Source organism: Pseudarthrobacter chlorophenolicus (genome assembly GCF_000962805.1).
Taxonomy (GTDB): domain Bacteria; phylum Actinomycetota; class Actinomycetes; order Actinomycetales; family Micrococcaceae; genus Arthrobacter; species Arthrobacter chlorophenolicus_A.
The window spans coordinates 1-15,749 of the sequence record NZ_JZTW01000034.1 but is presented as its reverse complement, the minus strand read 5'-3'; the positions used below and the strand labels follow the sequence as shown (position 1 = coordinate 15,749).

Annotated in this window: 15 protein-coding genes; 2 read left to right on the top strand and 13 right to left on the bottom strand. The window is 65.5% G+C overall.

Features of this window, described 5'->3' with window-relative positions:
* The 9 genes from UC32_RS19755 to truB form a co-directional block, all read right to left on the bottom strand.
* The coding region (locus tag UC32_RS19755; RefSeq protein WP_045732877.1) for a M16 family metallopeptidase at positions 1 to 1,284 on the bottom strand (1,284 nt) is incomplete at its 3' end.
* 113 nt (positions 1,285 to 1,397) lie between these two features.
* Positions 1,398 to 3,656 carry a polyribonucleotide nucleotidyltransferase gene (locus tag UC32_RS19750; protein WP_045732876.1) on the bottom strand — a complete coding sequence of 753 codons (2,259 nt, stop codon included), beginning with the start codon at positions 3,654 to 3,656 and terminating at the stop codon, positions 1,398 to 1,400.
* Between the two features lie 246 nt (positions 3,657 to 3,902).
* Positions 3,903 to 4,172: a 30S ribosomal protein S15 gene (gene rpsO / locus UC32_RS19745; protein WP_015936651.1), complete on the bottom strand. Its 270-nt coding sequence runs from the start codon at positions 4,170 to 4,172 to the stop codon at positions 3,903 to 3,905.
* A gap of 217 nt (positions 4,173 to 4,389) precedes the next feature.
* Positions 4,390 to 5,658, bottom strand: coding sequence for a kynureninase (locus tag UC32_RS19740; RefSeq protein ID WP_045732875.1), 1,269 nt, complete (start codon positions 5,656 to 5,658; stop codon positions 4,390 to 4,392).
* Positions 5,655 to 6,509 (bottom strand): tryptophan 2,3-dioxygenase, encoded by an 855-nt coding sequence (gene kynA / locus UC32_RS19735; RefSeq protein WP_045732874.1) that lies wholly within the window; start codon positions 6,507 to 6,509, stop codon positions 5,655 to 5,657. The genes UC32_RS19740 and kynA overlap by 4 nt, the downstream gene beginning before the upstream one ends.
* Before the next feature lie 31 nt (positions 6,510 to 6,540).
* Positions 6,541 to 7,524 (bottom strand): bifunctional riboflavin kinase/FAD synthetase, encoded by a 984-nt coding sequence (locus tag UC32_RS19730; RefSeq protein WP_045732873.1) that lies wholly within the window; start codon positions 7,522 to 7,524, stop codon positions 6,541 to 6,543.
* A 77-nt stretch (positions 7,525 to 7,601) separates the two neighbouring features.
* Positions 7,602 to 8,054: a membrane protein gene (locus UC32_RS19725; RefSeq protein ID WP_045732878.1), complete on the bottom strand. Its 453-nt coding sequence runs from the start codon at positions 8,052 to 8,054 to the stop codon at positions 7,602 to 7,604.
* A gap of 55 nt (positions 8,055 to 8,109) precedes the next feature.
* The gene (locus tag UC32_RS19720) at positions 8,110 to 8,463 is read right to left on the bottom strand and encodes a hypothetical protein (RefSeq protein WP_045732872.1); all 354 of its coding nucleotides are present in this window, start codon (positions 8,461 to 8,463) and stop codon (positions 8,110 to 8,112) included.
* Positions 8,464 to 9,399 carry a tRNA pseudouridine(55) synthase TruB gene (truB, locus tag UC32_RS19715; protein ID WP_082072236.1) on the bottom strand — a complete coding sequence of 312 codons (936 nt, stop codon included), beginning with the start codon at positions 9,397 to 9,399 and terminating at the stop codon, positions 8,464 to 8,466.
* Between the two features lie 78 nt (positions 9,400 to 9,477).
* On the opposite strand from truB, the gene UC32_RS19710 reads away from it, so the two are divergent.
* The gene (locus tag UC32_RS19710; protein ID WP_200896423.1) at positions 9,478 to 10,653 is read left to right on the top strand and encodes a pyridoxal phosphate-dependent aminotransferase; all 1,176 of its coding nucleotides are present in this window, start codon (positions 9,478 to 9,480) and stop codon (positions 10,651 to 10,653) included.
* Here UC32_RS19710 and trxA read toward each other — a convergent pair.
* Positions 10,650 to 11,087: a thioredoxin gene (gene trxA / locus UC32_RS19705; RefSeq protein WP_045732869.1), complete on the bottom strand. Its 438-nt coding sequence runs from the start codon at positions 11,085 to 11,087 to the stop codon at positions 10,650 to 10,652. The two genes, UC32_RS19710 and trxA, sit on opposite strands and share 4 nt — an antisense overlap.
* Position 11,088: 1 nt before the next feature.
* Positions 11,089 to 11,574, bottom strand: a complete 486-nt coding sequence (locus UC32_RS19700) for a nucleoside deaminase (protein ID WP_045732868.1) — start codon at positions 11,572 to 11,574, stop codon at positions 11,089 to 11,091.
* Positions 11,575 to 11,756: 182 nt separating this feature from the next.
* Between UC32_RS19700 and UC32_RS19695 the strand changes: the two genes are divergently transcribed.
* Positions 11,757 to 12,917: a ScyD/ScyE family protein gene (locus UC32_RS19695; protein WP_045732867.1), complete on the top strand. Its 1,161-nt coding sequence runs from the start codon at positions 11,757 to 11,759 to the stop codon at positions 12,915 to 12,917.
* 80 nt (positions 12,918 to 12,997) lie between these two features.
* Here UC32_RS19695 and rbfA read toward each other — a convergent pair whose 3' ends face one another.
* Positions 12,998 to 13,525 (bottom strand): 30S ribosome-binding factor RbfA, encoded by a 528-nt coding sequence (rbfA, locus tag UC32_RS19690; protein WP_045732866.1) that lies wholly within the window; start codon positions 13,523 to 13,525, stop codon positions 12,998 to 13,000.
* A gap of 243 nt (positions 13,526 to 13,768) precedes the next feature.
* Positions 13,769 to 15,749 (bottom strand): translation initiation factor IF-2 (gene infB, locus UC32_RS19685; protein WP_045732865.1); only part of this gene is annotated, 1,981 nt, incomplete at its 5' end.

The window sequence follows — 15,749 nt, the reverse complement described above, 5'->3', positions numbered from 1 at the left end:
GGCCGCCAATTCGGCGGCCAGTTCCTGCACCTGTTCGGCGGTTACGGACTTAATCAGCCGCAAGGTCTCGTCGATGTCCTGGTACTCACCGGACACCAGTTCCGCCCGGCCCAGGCGTGACATCCGGGAGCCGGTGTCCTCCAGGGCCAGCACAATCCCGCCGCACAGCTGCCCTACGGCCTTGCGCAGTTCATCCCCCGAGATGCCGTGTTCAGCGAGTTTGTCCAACTCGATGCCCAGCAGTTCAAGGACCTGCCGCACCTTGGAGGGCGTGCAGCCTGCATACATGCCGAAGTAGCCGGCATCAGCGTACGAAGACGCGAAGGAGTAGGTGGAGTAGACCAGGCCGCGCTTTTCCCTGATCTCCTGGAACAAACGTGAGGACATGCCTCCGCCGAGGACAGCGTTGAGGACACTCATGACGTAGCGGCGCTCATCCGTGGCAACAATCGTGGGGCAGCCCATGATGATGTTCGCCTGCTCAACGGCACGCTTCACCACCTGGAGCCCGGCGGTCCCGGTGATCAGGGCCCGCTCGGTGGGCCGGCGATCAACCGGCGACGCATTCGTCTCCAGGGACCAGCCTGCAGCCTCGAGGGCATCCACCACAAGGCCGCACACGACGTCGTGCTCCAGCCCGCCGGCAGCTGTGATGACCAGTTCGTCGGGCCGGTAGTACCGCTGGTAGTGCTCCCAGACAGAGTCACGCGCAACGGCGCGGATGGCGTCCGGGGTTCCGCCGATGGGGCGGCCCAGGGGGTGGCTGCCGAGAACCGAAGCAACGAAGTGCTCATGGGCAACATCCGTGGGGTCGTCGCTGTCCATGGCGATTTCCTCAAGAATGACGTCCCGTTCCTGCTCCATCTCGTCAGGGTCGAGGACGGCGCCGGTGATCATGTCGGCAATGACATCGATGGCCATGGGCAGGTCCGTGTCCAAAACGCGGGCGAAGTAGCAGGTGCTTTCCTTTGCCGTCGCTGCGTTGGATTCGCCGCCCACCTCGTCAAAGGCCGAGGCGATCTCCAGCGCGGTGCGCCGTTTGGTGCCCTTGAAGAGCAGGTGCTCGAGGAAGTGCGTGGAGCCGTGTTGTCCGTGGGCCTCGTCGCGGGACCCGACGCCTACCCAGAAACCGATGGTGGCCGACCTTTGGCCGGGCATCGCTTCGGTCAGAACCCGCACGCCACCGGGCAGCACGGACCGGCGGACTTCGGAGCCGCCGTCGGAGCCATGGACCAGGGTGTCGCGGAGGTGGTTCTGCTCAAGGGGCAGGGGTACAACAGTCATTGAGGCCTTTCAGGTGGTGCAGCCGGATCTGGCTGTCATCGTAACAGCGGCGGGGCCGGTGGATCATCCCACCGGCCCCGCCGTTTCACACTGGTGTTCCTGTGAGGGAACGGTTAGATCTCGGCGCCTTCAGCAGGCTCCGTGGCGTGGGCGCGTTCGGTGCCTTCCGCGCCTTCTTCCTCGGCCACAACCGGGGAGAGCGAGAGCTTTCCGCGGTCGTCGATCTTGGTGATTTCCACCTGGACCTTCTGGCCCACGGAAACAACGTCATCAACGTTGTCCACGCGCTTGCCGTTGGCGAGCTTGCGGAGTTCGGAGATGTGCAGGAGGCCGTCCTTGCCCGGGGTCAGCGACACGAAGGCACCGAAGGTGGTGGTCTTGACGACCGTACCCAGGTAACGCTCGCCGATTTCGGGAACCTGCGGGTTCGCGATGGCGTTGATGGCGGAGCGTGCTGCGTCAGCAGACGGACCGTTGGTGGCGCCAATGTAGACGGTGCCGTCGTCCTCGATGGAGATGTCGGCGCCGGTGTCTTCCTGGATCTGGTTGATCATCTTGCCCTTGGGGCCGATAACCTCGCCGATCTTGTCCACGGGGATCTTCACGGCGATGACGCGCGGTGCGAACTCAGAGAGCTCGTCCGGGGTGTCGATGGCCGAGTTGATGACCTCGAGGATGTGCAGGCGGGCTTCGCGGGCCTGCTTCAGGGCTGCGGCCAGGACCGAAGCGGGGATGCCGTCGAGCTTGGTGTCCAGCTGGATGGCCGTGACGAACTCGGAGGTACCGGCAACCTTGAAGTCCATGTCGCCGAAGGCATCTTCGGCGCCGAGGATATCAGTCAGCGCGGCGTAGCGGGTCTGGCCGTCAACCTGGTCGGAAACCAGGCCCATGGCGATACCGGCAACGGCTGCCTTCAGCGGCACACCGGCGTTCAGCATGGACAGGGTGGAGGCGCAGACGGAACCCATCGACGTCGAACCGTTGGAACCGAGTGCCTCGGATACCTGTCGGATGGCGTAGGGGAATTCCTCGCGGGACGGCAGGACGGGCACGAGGGCGCGCTCTGCCAGGGCACCGTGGCCGATTTCGCGGCGCTTGGGCGAACCAACGCGGCCGGTCTCACCGGTGGAGTACGGCGGGAAGTTGTAGTTGTGCATGTAGCGCTTGCGCGTTACCGGCGACAGCGAATCGATCTGCTGTTCCATCTTCAGCATGTTCAGCGTGGTGACACCCATGATCTGGGTCTCGCCGCGCTCGAAGATGGCCGAGCCGTGGACGCGGGGCAGAACCTCAACCTCGGCGGTCAGCTGGCGGATGTCCGTCAGGCCACGGCCATCGATGCGGATCTGGTCCTTGAGGATGCGCTGGCGCACTACGTGCTTGGTGACCGAGCGGAACGCTGCGGACAGCTCCTTCTCGCGTCCTTCGAACTGGCCGGCCAGGGAGGCAGTGACTTCGTCCTTGAGCGCGTCCGAAGCGGTGTCGCGCTCCTGCTTGTCAGCGATCTGGAAGACAGCGGCGAGCTTGTCGGCGGCAGCGGCTTCTACAGCTGCGTAGACATCATCCTGGTAGTCCAGGAAGACCGGGAACTCAACGGTCGGCTTGGCGGCGCGGGCAGCAAGGTCAGCCTGGGCATCGCACAGGGCCTTGATGAACGGCTTGGCAGCCTCGAGGCCCTCGGAGACAACCTCTTCGGTGGGGGCGGTGGCGCCCTGTTCCTTGATGAGGTTCCAGGAGTTGTCCGTAGCTTCCGCTTCCACCATCATGATGGCGACGTCGTCACCGGCAACTCGGCCTGCGACAACCATGTTGAACACGGAGTTCTCGAGCTGGGAGTACTTGGGGAAGGCAACCCACTGTGAACCGTGCTCGTCGGCAACCAGGGCAACGCGGACGCCGCCGATGGGGCCGGAGAAGGGCAGTCCGGAGAGCTGGGTGGACATGGAGGAGGCGTTGATGGCCACCACGTCGTAGAGCTCGTCGGGGTTGATGGCCAGGACGGTCACCACGATCTGGACCTCGTTGCGCAGGCCCTTGACGAAGGCGGGGCGCAGCGGGCGGTCCATCAGGCGGCAGGCCAGGATGGCTTCGGTGGACGGGCGACCTTCGCGGCGGAAGAACGAGCCCGGGATGCGGCCGGCAGCGTACATGCGCTCTTCGACGTCAACCGTCAGCGGGAAGAAGTCAAAACCTTCGCGCGGGTGCTTGCCTGCGGTGGTGGCGGAGAGCAGCGCGGTGTCTTCGTCGATGTACACCATGGCTGCGCCGGCTGCCTGCTTGGCGAGGCGGCCGGTTTCGAAGCGGATTACACGCTTGCCGAAGCGGCCATTGTCAATGACGGCTTCTGAGAACTGGATTTCGGGACCCTCCATAGAGAGTCACCTCCGTTTCTGTTTTACGGAGTCCAGCCACATCAACCCAGGCCAGCATATGTCGACTGGCCCTGCACCCGGTCGTCGATCGAGACCCACGGGCCGGGGCAGCCATTCGATGCTGCCGTTCCCGGGGATCACTACCGAGGACCGCGAATGCGTGATGCGGTTGATCCTCCTGTTTAGTTTTATAGGTGAAGCAGGGCGGCCCGGGCCCTAATGGGACAGGGCCGCCCGAAAGTCCGACTAGCGGCGCAGGCCGAGGCGCTCGATGAGCGCACGGTAGCGTGCGATGTCAGTCTTCTTGAGGTAGCTCAGCATGCGCTTGCGGCGACCAACCATGGCCAGCAGACCGCGCTGGGTGTGGTAATCGTGCTTGTGCTCCTTCATGTGCTCAGTCAGATCCTTGATCCGCTGGGTCAGGACGGCAACCTGGACCTCGGGCGAACCGGTGTCGCCTTCGCCGGTTGCGTATTCCTTGATGATGGACTGCTTTACAGCGGCGTCAAGTGCCACAATAACTCCTTGGGATGTGCCGTGAGGGCCCAGGTCAGTAATTCACTGCCGGGTCTGCCGCCGCGGCCAACCGGTCAAACCGGGTGCGGCCGTAAACAACAGGAACCAGCCGCCACGGACTGCAGCCGGATCCATCGTCTAGTTTACCGGCCGCTGCCCAATGTTGTCGAAACAGGGCCGGCGGTGGCCTGGCGCCCGGTCAGCGCCGGAAACCGGGTCAGGCCGCGAGCCTGTCCCTGATGGCAGCCATGCCGTGCAGGACCTCCGCGAAACTGGTACTGAGCGGGGACAGCCCCACCCTGAGCCCACGGGGCGCCCGGAAGTCCGGGATCACGTCACCGTCCCACAGGGCCTCAACGGTGGCCTTGGTGAAATCAGCATGGTCCACGGTGATGTGGCTGCCGCGCTCCGCCGGATCACGCGGCGACGCCAGCTCGGCACCAAGCGGCGCCAGCAGGGCCTCGAAAATTTCGACGGCGAACGCAGTGAGTTTCTCCGACTTGGCCCGGATGGCAGCCATCGACGCTTCCTCAATGAGGTCAAGGGTCCCCTGCATGGCCAGCATGCCGAAGACGGCCGGCGTTCCGCTTAGGAAGCCGCGGATGCCGGGCGCAGGCTCATACCCGGCAGCCATTTCGAAGGCGTCCTTGCGGCCCATCCACCCCCAAATGGGCTGGTTCAGTGATGGCAGGTGGCGCTCGTTGACGTAGGCGAAGGCCGGCGATCCCGGACCGCCATTGAGGTACTTGTACGTGCAGCCGGCGGCGAAGTCCACGCCGGCACTGTCCAGGCCGATCTCCACCGAGCCCGCGGAATGGCAAAGATCCCACACCACCAGTGCCCCGGCGTCGTGCACGGCTTTGGTGATCGCGGGGAGGTCTGCGAGGTGCCCTGAGCGGTAGGCGATCTGGCTGAGGAGTACGACGGCGGTGCGCGGCCCGGCGGCCTGCCGCACCTGGTCAACGGTGGCCCCCGCCGCGGGGTCCGTTTCGATCCAGCGCAGCGTGAGGCCCTCTTCCAGGGCAATGCCCTCCACAAGGTACCTGTCTGTGGGGAAGTTTCCGGTGTCGAGGACGAGCTCGTTCCGGTCCGGATCGTCCACCGCTGCCAGGGCAGCCCGGATCAGCTTGTAAAGGACCACGGTGGTGGAGTCGGCAATGATGGTCTGGCCCGGTGCCGCGCCGAGGACCGCACGGCCCAGCTGGTCGCCAATGGCCTGCGGCAGGGCCAGCCACCTCTCGTCCCAGCCCCGAATGAGGCGGCCGCCCCATTCGTTGCTGATGAAGGCCGCGATGTCCCCGGCAGTGCGCTTCAGTGGCCTTCCCAGGGAGTTGCCGTCCAGGTAGGACAGCGGCGTGTCCGTGCCGATGAACAGGTCCCGGTAGTGCGCCAGCGGGTCTTCCCGGTCGAGTTCGGCGGCGCGCTGCCGGAGTACCTCGTCCGCCGGGACGGCGGCATGCCCGGCGCCTTGCTGGTGGATGCTCATTGTCCGATCTCCGTCCTGACGGCGAATAGTTCCGGGAAGAACGTCAGTTCCAGGGCCTTCTGCAGGAAGGCCGCCCCGCTGGACCCGCCGGTGCCCGTCTTCATCCCGATGGTGCGCTGCACCGTGCGCAGGTGGCGGAAACGCCAGAGCTGGAAGTTGTCTTCAAGGTCCACGAGTTCCTCGCAGGCTTCGTAGGCACCCCAGTTCTCCGCCGCGTGCTCGTAGATGTACTTGAACAGCGGAACAAGTCCGGGCGTGAATTCGTGGGCGCGGGTGACGTCCCGGTTCAGGACGGCTTCGGGCACCTCGAAGCCCTGGCGGGAGAGGTAGGCCAGGAATTCGTCGTAGATGCTGGGAGCCGCGAGCAGCTCCTCCAGCATGGCGTGAGCTTCGGGATCGGACTCGAAGACCGGGAGCATCTTGCGGTTCTTGTTGCCGAGCACGAACTCCACAGCACGGTACTGGGCCGACTGGAACCCCGAGGAGTTCCCCAGGAACCCTCGGAACTGTGAGTACTCGGTGGGCGTGAGCGTGGCAAGGACGGACCACTGCTCGGTGAGGGTCTTCTGGATGTGCTTGACCCTGGCGATGCCCTTCAGCGCCGAGCCGAGATCGTCCGCCCGCAGCCACCCCGCGGCGCTGCGCAGTTCATGCAGCACCAGCTTCAGCCACAGCTCGGTGGTCTGGTGCTGGATGATGAACAGCAGCTCGTCGTGGTGCTCGGGCTCGCTGACCGGCTGTTGGGCACTCAGCAGCGTGGGCAGCTGCAGGTACGAGCCGTAACTCATCCGGGAGCTGAAGTCGCGGACGATTCCCTTGTCCAGCTTTCGGGTGTTCTTCTCGACGGACACGTGCTGCCTTTCGCGTGCTTCCTGGGTGGTCCTAGTGCCGGGCCAGCAGCTGGTGCGCCTGCACCACGTCCAGTTTCATCTGGTCCACCAGGGCTTCGGGACCACGGTAGGCCACCATGCCGCGCAGCCGCGCCACGAATTCCACAATCACTGTCTGGCCGTACAGATCAAAGTCCTCCACGGCTTCCCGGGGCCGATCGATGACGTGGGCTTCCACCTGCCGGCTGACGCCATCGAACGTGGGGTTTGAGCCAACGGAAATGGCGGCCGGCCAGCGTTTTCCGGCCTCGTCCACGAGCCAGCCGGCGTAGATGCCGTCAGCCGGAATGAGGCCGGTGGAGTTACTGGCCAGGTTTGCTGTGGGGAACCCGAGGGCGCGGCCGCGGGCTGCGCCGTGGACAACTTCGCCGCGCATCCGGTGCGGCCTGCCGAGCACCTCCGCCGCCGTGGCCACGTCGCCTTCCTGCAGAGCTTCGCGCACCCAGGTGGAGGAGCAGCGGCGGTCCGTGCCGTCGTCGTCATGCAGCGGGTACCCCTCGGAGCCGAACTCGCTGATCACCTGTACTTCGAAGCCGAACTTCCCGCCCAGGGCCTTCATGGTTTCCAGGTCGCCGGAGTTGCCGCGGCCGAACCGGGCATCGTGGCCGATGACCACGTGGCTGGCGTGCAGGCAGTCCACCAGGTACTGCTCCACGAATTCCTCCGCTGTAAGGCTGGCGAGGTCCAGTGAGTACTTCACGACCAGGATGCCGTCCAGGCCCAGCTCGCCGAGGGCTTCGAGTTTGTCCTCCAGCCCCATGATCAGCCGGGGGGCACTTTCGGGGCGGTGGATGACTGCCGGGTGGGGATCGAACGTGACGGCAACTGCTTTGGAGTGCGTCAGCCTGGCGGAGCGGATCAGCTGGGACAGGACCTGCTGGTGCCCGCGGTGAACGCCGTCAAAGTTGCCAAAGGTGACAACGGATGGGCCAAAGTCCGCCGGGACCTCGGACGGATCGTTCCAGATGTAGACCATCACCCTCGCCTTAAACTGCCTGCAGAATCAATGATCCGCGGCCATCCGGCCGCGGAACTCTTCAAGGTTACCCGCATTCACCGGTCCGCTTTTCCCAGCGAAGGCCGGCGCCGGTAGAGCCACACCAGGCCAAGGACCGGGAGGATCAGCGGGATGAACCCGTAGCCGCGGCCAAACAGGGACCAGACGGTTTCGTGCGGGAACGCCACGGAATCGAAGATACTCAGTGAACCCACCACCACAACGCCAATCAGCTCAACCAGGACGGCGGCCACGGAGACTTTGAACCAGGTGCTCCCCGACTTTGCCAGCGACACCGTGGCCACGGCGTACACCAGAGCGGCGAAGGCGGACAACAGGTAGGCCACAGGGGCGTCAGAGAACTTGGTGAGGATCTGGTAGCCGGCGCGGGCGGTGGCGGAGATGGCAAAGACGGCGTACACGGCAATCAGCAGCCGGCCCGGGCCGGTATTGCGGGTGTTGCCGTTGGCGCCGGTGCGCGCCTTGTTCGTGCCGCCTTGGTCCCCCACCGAAGCGTCGGCGGACTTTGGGTGCTGCTCATTCACGTTGCGTGCTTCTTCCACTTCAGTACCAGATCTGGTTCATTCGGGCGGCCATCACCAAGGCGGTCACGCCGACGGCGGCAAGGACGAAGTTGCTCCACCGGGTCCGTTCCAGGATGGACCAGTAAACAGCGGCCGGGGGCAGCAGCATGGCAGTCACCAGGTAGCCCCAGAACTCCCAGGCCTCGCCGGCAATCGTTTCACCGGCGATGACCCTGATGATCGACCCCACCAGGTAGACCACCAGGGCCACCTCGACTGCCGCGACGGACAGGATGGTGGCGTCGTTGGGTGCTTTCTTCATGATGCCCGCGGCCAGGCAGATGACGGTGGAGAGGAGCCCAACGGCCAGGATGATATAGAAAAACGCGTCCACTCAGGCCTCCCCACCGGCCGCGGCGGAGTTGCCGTTGCCGGGAGCGAATACCAGGACCGGCTTGGCGTAGTTCCCGCTGTCCGCCAGCAGTGCCACCAGGCTCCCGTCGGGAGCGAAGGCGGCTGCCGGGTGGTCGGCGGTCGCGGCGCCAGGGCTTCCCGGTGCTGCCCCGGCGGCAATCCGGCGGCCATAGGAAATCTCCGTGGTTTCCTCGGCGCTCAGCTCGCGGTTGGGCATGAGGGCCCGGGCGGCCTGCGACATCTCCAGCACGTCCAGCTCTTCGGCGAGCTGTTCCAGCGTGCGGGCCTGGTCCAGGGAGTATGGGCCAACGTGGGTCCGGCGGAGGGCCGTGAGGTGTCCACCCACCCCCAGCCCGTTGCCCAGGTCACGGGCGAGGGCGCGGATGTAGGTTCCCGAGGAGCACTCTACGGTGACATCGATGTCGATGACGTCGGCACCGGCGTCGCGCCGGATCCTGTGGACTTCGAACCTGTGGATGGTGACGGGCCGGGCAGCCAGCTTCACGTCCTCACCGGAGCGCACCCGGGCGTAGGCGCGTTCGCCGTTGACCTTGATGGCGCTGACGCTGCTGGGCACCTGCTCGATGTCGCCGGTGAGCGCAGCGACGCCGTCGTGGATGGCTTGCTCTGCCACCGCCGACGTGCCGGCCGAGGCAACCACGTCCCCTTCGGCGTCGTCCGTCACCGTGGACTGGCCCAGGCGGATGGTGGCCGTGTAGGTCTTTGACGTTCCCACGATGTAGGTGAGCAGCCGCGTGGCCTTGTTGATCCCGACCACCAGAACCCCCGTGGCCATGGGATCAAGCGTGCCGGCGTGGCCCACTTTCCGGGTCCCCGCGATGCGCCGCATCCGGCCAACCACATCATGGCTGGTCCATCCCTGCGGCTTGTCCACTATCACCAGTCCAGAAAGCACGCCTACCAGTATATGGGCGCTGGTTGGGGGCACAGCGCACGCCCTGCCCGGCCGGCCGGCAGCGCTAGGATGGCTGGCATGCCTGAGCTTGCCGCCCATGTCCGCGACGTGCCCGTGAACCAGATCCGTGAGATCACCGAGGCCGCGTGGCGCACCCCCGGCGCGCTGGTGCTCAGCATCGGCGAGCCGGGGTTCGCGCTCCCCCGCCACGTCCTGGACGCCGGGATGGCCTGCCTGGACCGGGACGAGACGAACTACACGCCGAACGCCGGGCTTCCCGCCCTCCGGGAGGCGTTTGCGGCCAGGTTCCGTGAAGAGCAGGGGGTCGACATTGGCGCCGACAGGGTCTACGTGGTCTCCGGTGCCCAGCAGGGCCTTCACTTTGCCATGAGCCTGCTGCTGTCCCCCGGCGATGAGATCCTCATACCGAATCCCGGCTACCCTACCTTTGCGATGACCAGCCGGCTGTTGGGCGCCGATCCCGTGGGCTACCCGCTCTACCCGGACCACGGCTTCCAGCCCCGCACGGCGGACATCGAGGCCCTGATCACGGCCAGGACCCGGGTGCTGGTGCTGAACTCCCCCTCCAACCCGCTTGGTGCCGTCCTCAGTGAGGGCTCGGTCCGGGAACTGATGAATCTTGCCCGCCGCCACGATCTCTGGGTCATTTCAGACGAATGCTACGAGGCGTTCACCTACGATGTGCAGCACGTCAGTCCGGCACGGTACGACGGCGGCACGCCGGGTGGGGCACGCGTCTTCACCTCCCTGACGCTGTCCAAGACGAATGGCCTGACAGGGCTTCGGATTGGCGCGCTGGTGTGCCCGCCCGGGTTGCAGCAGCAGATGGACAACGTCATGGAATCGATCGTGTCCTGCGTCGCCGCGCCCTCTCAGTACGCGGCGCTGGCGGCGCTGACCGGGCCGCAGGACTACGTGCAGTACGCCCACCAGCACTATCGGAAGAACAGGGACGCCGCCTCCGCAGTCCTCGACGGCAAAAACATTCCGTACCTGCGGGCGCAGGGTGCGTTCTACCTGTGGGCGGACATGTCCCACGCCAGCGGCGGGGACGTGCGGCAGTGGGTGCGCCGGTTCCTGGCGGACTCCGGTGTTGCGTTTGCGCCCGGGACCGCGTTCGGTTCCATCGGCGAAGGCTGGGTCCGGATAGCGCTCTGCGGCAGGCAGCAGGATCTGCTGGAAGGTCTCTCCAGGCTCCCGGCGCGTGCGGCTGACGGCAGGCGTTCCGCTTAGCGGCCTGCTCCGGAGAGGGCCTTGTCCAGCCACCGACGGAGCGCATCTGCAGGAGCGGCCCCGGCCTGGCGCGCGGCTACCTTGCCGTCCACCAGGACCATCAGTGTGGGGATGGCCTGGACGTCGAACCTGCGGGACAGCGCCGGCGACTTGTCAACGTCCACTTTTACGAGCTTGATAGCGCCGGGCCGCTCGCGTGCGAGCTTGTCCAGGACGGGGCTGACCATGCGGCAGGGCCCGCACCAGGCAGCCCAGAAGTCCACGAGCACGGGCACCGGTGACTCTTCGGCGACGCGTCCAAAGTCAGAGTCTCCCGCGTCCACGATCCACGGCAGCCCGGCCTTGCAGTTGCCGCAGCGGGGCCTGCCCGCAGCCTGCACCGGAATCCGGTTGGTCTTGCCACACGCGGGGCAGGCAATGAGTGTGGCTTCCACGTCAGTACTCCGTCCGTTCCCGGTTGGCGCCCCACGCCTTGAAGGGGGCGTCCGACGCCGGGAGCTCAGCACGGGTGACAGGCATGAGGTCCGTGCGTGAACCGTCGAAGTACTCATAGAACAGGGCGTCGTCGAAGCCGGCGGCGGCAGCCCCGTGGCGGTCTGCTGCGAAGTAGACGCGGTCGATCCGGGCCCAGAGTGCGGACGCGAGGCACAGCGGGCAAGGCTCGCAGCTGGCGTAAAGCACCGCGCCCTGAAGGTTGAAGTTCGCCGTTCCTGCAGCGGCGGCGCGGATGGCCACTACTTCGGCGTGGGCGGTGGGGTCGTTGTCGCGGGTGACACGGTTGACGCCTTCGAAGACCCGGCCGTCGGCCGTCACCACCACTGCGCCGAACGGGCCGCCGCCGCGGTCCACGTTTTCCGTCGCCAGGCATACGGCCTGCTGAAGGTAGCGGGAAGGGCTGTTCTGCTCGGGCGCCGTGGTCATAGCTAGATCCTAGCCATGTGGCAGGCCTTTCGGGCATGCAAAATGGGGTTGGATTTAGGGGGCAAAGTACCGATGACATCCTGGCCGTGCAGGCATATCCTTGCCCGCGGGGGTCCGTATTTTTTGCCTCTTGGGAGGCTTCCTATCCGGCCCGCTAAGGGCACGCACCCGGAGTACCCACAATGAAGAAAAAGATCACCATTATTGGTTTGGTGGCGGCTGTGTTGGCTTTTGCCCCGGCCAGCCCGTCGGCAGCGTCAGATAAGGGCCGTGACGACGTCAAACCTGAAGAAGTTGCCACCGGCCTTGCCACGCCATTGCACTTGGCCCTCGGAACAGCGAAGTCCGTGTACGTGAGCCAGGACTTTGCCGGCAAGCTGAGCCGGGTTGGCCGGGACGGCACCGTCGCAGATGTCTACACCAGTCCCAAGCCCGGGTGGGACGTTGCAGGGGTGGACACCCGTGGGGCCACCACGTTCTTCCTGGAAAGCACCGGTGCCGGGTTGGGCAAGCCGGAGAACCTTGAGGGCTACCTGAAGGCCATCAGCCCGGACGGTGATGTCAGGACCATCACCAACTTCGCCGACTACGAACGGGAGAACAACCCCGACGGCGACCAGGAGTACGGCTTTGGTGACGATGTCAGTGACGCGTGCCTGCAGCAATGGCCCAAGGAGTCCCCGGCTCCTGCCCGCTATACGGGTACCGTCGATTCGCATCCCTACGCGCTGGCTGTCCAGGGCAATACCGCGTACGTGGCCGACGCCGGAATGAATGCCATCCTTACGGTCAACCTGCGGTCCGGCGAGATTTCCACCCTGGCGGTCCTGCCGCCGCGGCCAACCGTCGTTCCTGAAACTGCTGCCCGTCCGGAGGCGGAAGGCGGCCTCGGCGTGCCGGCCTGCGTCGCGGGACACGAGTACGCCTTCGAGCCGGTTCCCACCGATGTGGAGATTGGCCAGGATGGTTGGCTGTACGTGACCTCGTTGCCCGGCGGTCCGGAAAGCCCGGCCCTTGGGGACCGCGGTGCGGTCTTCCGGATCAACCCCTGGAATGGCAGGACGAAGGTGTGGGCAGACGAAATCCTCAGCCCCACGGGTTTGGCCATAGCGAACAACGGTGACGTCTATGTGGCTTCGCTGTTCGGCGGGAAGATCCTGAAGTTCAGCGGCTGGAAGGGCGAGCGTTCGGAGTTCCTCACGGTCAACCAGCCGGCCGATGTCGAGATCCAGGGGCGGACGCTGTACGCCACCACGGACGTACTGCCGGCCATGCTGGGACCAGAACCGCCTGCCGGTCCCCCGCCCGCCACCGGGAAGCTCATCAAGGCCAGTATCCGCTAGCAGGGATCAGGACCCCGAAGAAAGCAGCAGGCCCGGACTGACATGGGTTGTCAGTCCGGGCCTGCTCCTGCGGTCAAGCGCTACTTGGTGCTGTCCGCGTCCTTGTTGGCGTCTTCATCGATGTCGTCGTCGCCGGCGAGGTCAATGTCCTCTTCGTCGAAGTCGTCTTCGTCGATGTCAACATCCTCGGGAGCATCGCTCTTGTAGGGATCAGCTTCCCCTGCGTGCTTGGCGGTGGCAGCCAGGGCGGCCACTTCGGCGTCGCGCTTCTTGGCTTCCCGCAGCAGTTCCTCCAGGTTGGAAGCCACCACGGGGATCTGGTCGGCGACAAACTCCAGGGTCGGCGTCAGCCGGACGGTGATGTTGCGGCCGACTTCCTGCCGCAGGACGCCTTTGGCCTTTTCCAGGCCCTTCGCAGCGTCGGCGTGGGCGGTCTCGTCACCGAAGACCGTGTAGTACACCGTGGCGTGCTGCAGGTCGTTCGTCACGCGGGCATCAGTCACGGTGACACCCTCGAGCCGCGGATCCTTGACCTTCCGGCCAAGAGCCTCAGCAACAACAACCTTAATCCGCTGCGCCAACTTGGCAGCACGTGCCGGATCAGCCATGTTCAACTCCTAAAAAGAAAAAGAGGGGGTACGACGGCGGCGCAGGGCCAGCCAACGCACCCAAGGTTCGGATGCCACGCACCAAAGGTGAGTCTACGACGGACACCGCTGGGATTTTTCCGGCGGCCTGGGAGTGGCATCGGGCCTGCCGAAGCTGGGCGGCCGACGTCGTAAGACGTTGGCCGCCCAGCGAAGGGGCGGGGCCGCCGGAAAATCGCAGCGGCCCCGCCAGGGAGTTCAACCTCAGACGCGCGGCTTCTCGCGCATCTCGAACGTCTCGATGATGTCACCTTCGGTGATGTCGTTGTACGAGCCAAGACCGATACCACATTCGAAGTCCGTGCGGACCTCGGTGGCGTCGTCCTTGAAGCGCTTGAGCGTCTCGATGGTGAGGTTGTCGCCGATGATCTTGCCGTCGCGGCTGATCCGTGCCTTGGTGTTGCGGCGGATGATGCCGGAGCGGACGATCGAGCCGGCAATGTTTCCGAACTTGGAAGAACGGAAGACTTCGCGGACCTCGGCGGTGCCAAGCTGGAATTCTTCGTATTCCGGCTTGAGCATGCCCTTGAGCGCTGCTTCGATGTCATCGATGGCTGCGTAGATGACGGAGTAGAAGCGCATGTCCACGCCTTCGCGGTCTGCCAGCTCGGCAACACGCTCGGCAGGCTTGACGTTGAAGCCGATGATGACGGCGCTGTCGACCGTCGCCAGGTTGACGTCGTTCTGCGTGATCGCACCAACACCGCGGTGGATAACGCGCAGCTGCACGCCTTCGCCGACGTCGATCTTGAGCAGTGCGTCTTCGAGGGCTTCCACGGCACCGGACACGTCACCCTTGAGGATGAGGTTGAGGGTGTCGATCTTGCCGTCAGCCACTGCCTGGTCGAAGTCTTCGAGGCTAATGCGCTTGCGGCGCTTGGCGAGCTGGGCGTTACGGTCAGCTGCTTCACGCTTTTCGGCGATCTGGCGGGCGGTCCGCTCGTCGGAGGTCACCAGGAAGGTGTCACCGGCGCGCGGCACGTTGGACAGGCCGAGGACCTGGACGGGGCGGGACGGCAGTGCCACGTCGAGTGCTTCGCCGTCTTCGTCGAACATGGCACGGACGCGGCCGTGGGCCGTGCCTGCCACGATCGTGTCGCCGACTGCCAGCGTTCCGGACTGCACCAGGACGGTAGCAACCGCACCGCGGCCCTTGTCCAGGTTCGCTTCGATCGCAATACCGCGGGCGGCCTTGTCCGGGTTGGCCCGGAGGTCCAGCGCGGCGTCGGCGGTCAGCAGCACAGCGTCGATCAGTTCGTTGATGTTGAGGTTCTGGCGGGCAGAGACCTCAACGAACATGGTGTCGCCACCGTATTCCTCGGGAACCAGGCCGTACTCGGTCAGCTGGCCCTTGACCTTGTCAGGGTTGGCGCCTTCCTTGTCGATCTTGTTCACTGCCACGACGATCGGCACGTTGGCCGCCTGGGCGTGGTTGAGTGCTTCAACCGTCTGCGGCATGACACCGTCATCGGCTGCCACCACAAGGATGGCGATGTCGGTGACCTTTGCACCACGGGCACGCATGGCGGTGAACGCCTCGTGGCCCGGGGTGTCGATGAAGGTGATGTCGCGCTCGACGCCTTCGTGTTCGTGGCTGATCTGGTAGGCACCGATGTGCTGGGTGATGCCACCGTGTTCGCCGGCCACGACATCCGAGTTGCGGATGGCGTCCAGGAGCCGGGTCTTACCGTGGTCAACGTGGCCCATGACGGTAACCACGGGGGCACGCGGTTCGAGTTCTTCGTCGCCTTCAGCCTCAAGTTCGGCCTCAACGTCGATATCGAACGTGGAGAGCAGTTCGCGCTCTTCGTCCTCGGGGGAAACGACCTGGAGCTTGTAGCCCAGCTCTTCACCAAGAAGCGCAAAGGTGTCTTCGTCCAGCGACTGGGTGGCCGTGGCCATCTCACCGAGGTGGAACAGCACGGTCACCAGTGCTGCGGGGTTCGCCTCGATCTTGTCGGCGAAGTCCGTGATGGACGAGCCACGGCGCAGGCGGATCACAGTGTTGCCATCGCCGCGGGGTACGCTCACGCCACCCAGCGACGGTGCACTCATCTGCTCAAGTTCCTGGCGCTTTGCGCGCTTCGACTTGCGCTGCTTGCCACGGCCTGCGCCGCCCTTGCCGAAGGCACCCTGGGTACCGCCGCGGCCGCGGCCGCCCTTGCCGAAGCCACCGCCGGCGGGA

Bases quoted from the DNA above. Each gene is read 5' to 3' on its own strand.
- UC32_RS19710 (WP_200896423.1), top strand. From the start codon at position 9,478: ATGCCTGAGCTTGCCGCCCATGTCCGCGACGTGCCCGTGAACCAGATC.
- UC32_RS19700 (WP_045732868.1), bottom strand. From the start codon at position 11,574: ATGACCACGGCGCCCGAGCAGAACAGCCCTTCCCGCTACCTTCAGCAG.
- UC32_RS19730 (WP_045732873.1), bottom strand. From the start codon at position 7,524: ATGGTCTACATCTGGAACGATCCGTCCGAGGTCCCGGCGGACTTTGGC.
- UC32_RS19740 (WP_045732875.1), bottom strand. From the start codon at position 5,658: ATGAGCATCCACCAGCAAGGCGCCGGGCATGCCGCCGTCCCGGCGGAC.
- rbfA (WP_045732866.1), bottom strand. From the start codon at position 13,525: ATGGCTGATCCGGCACGTGCTGCCAAGTTGGCGCAGCGGATTAAGGTT.
- UC32_RS19695 (WP_045732867.1), top strand. From the start codon at position 11,757: ATGAAGAAAAAGATCACCATTATTGGTTTGGTGGCGGCTGTGTTGGCT.
- UC32_RS19750 (WP_045732876.1), bottom strand. From the start codon at position 3,656: ATGGAGGGTCCCGAAATCCAGTTCTCAGAAGCCGTCATTGACAATGGC.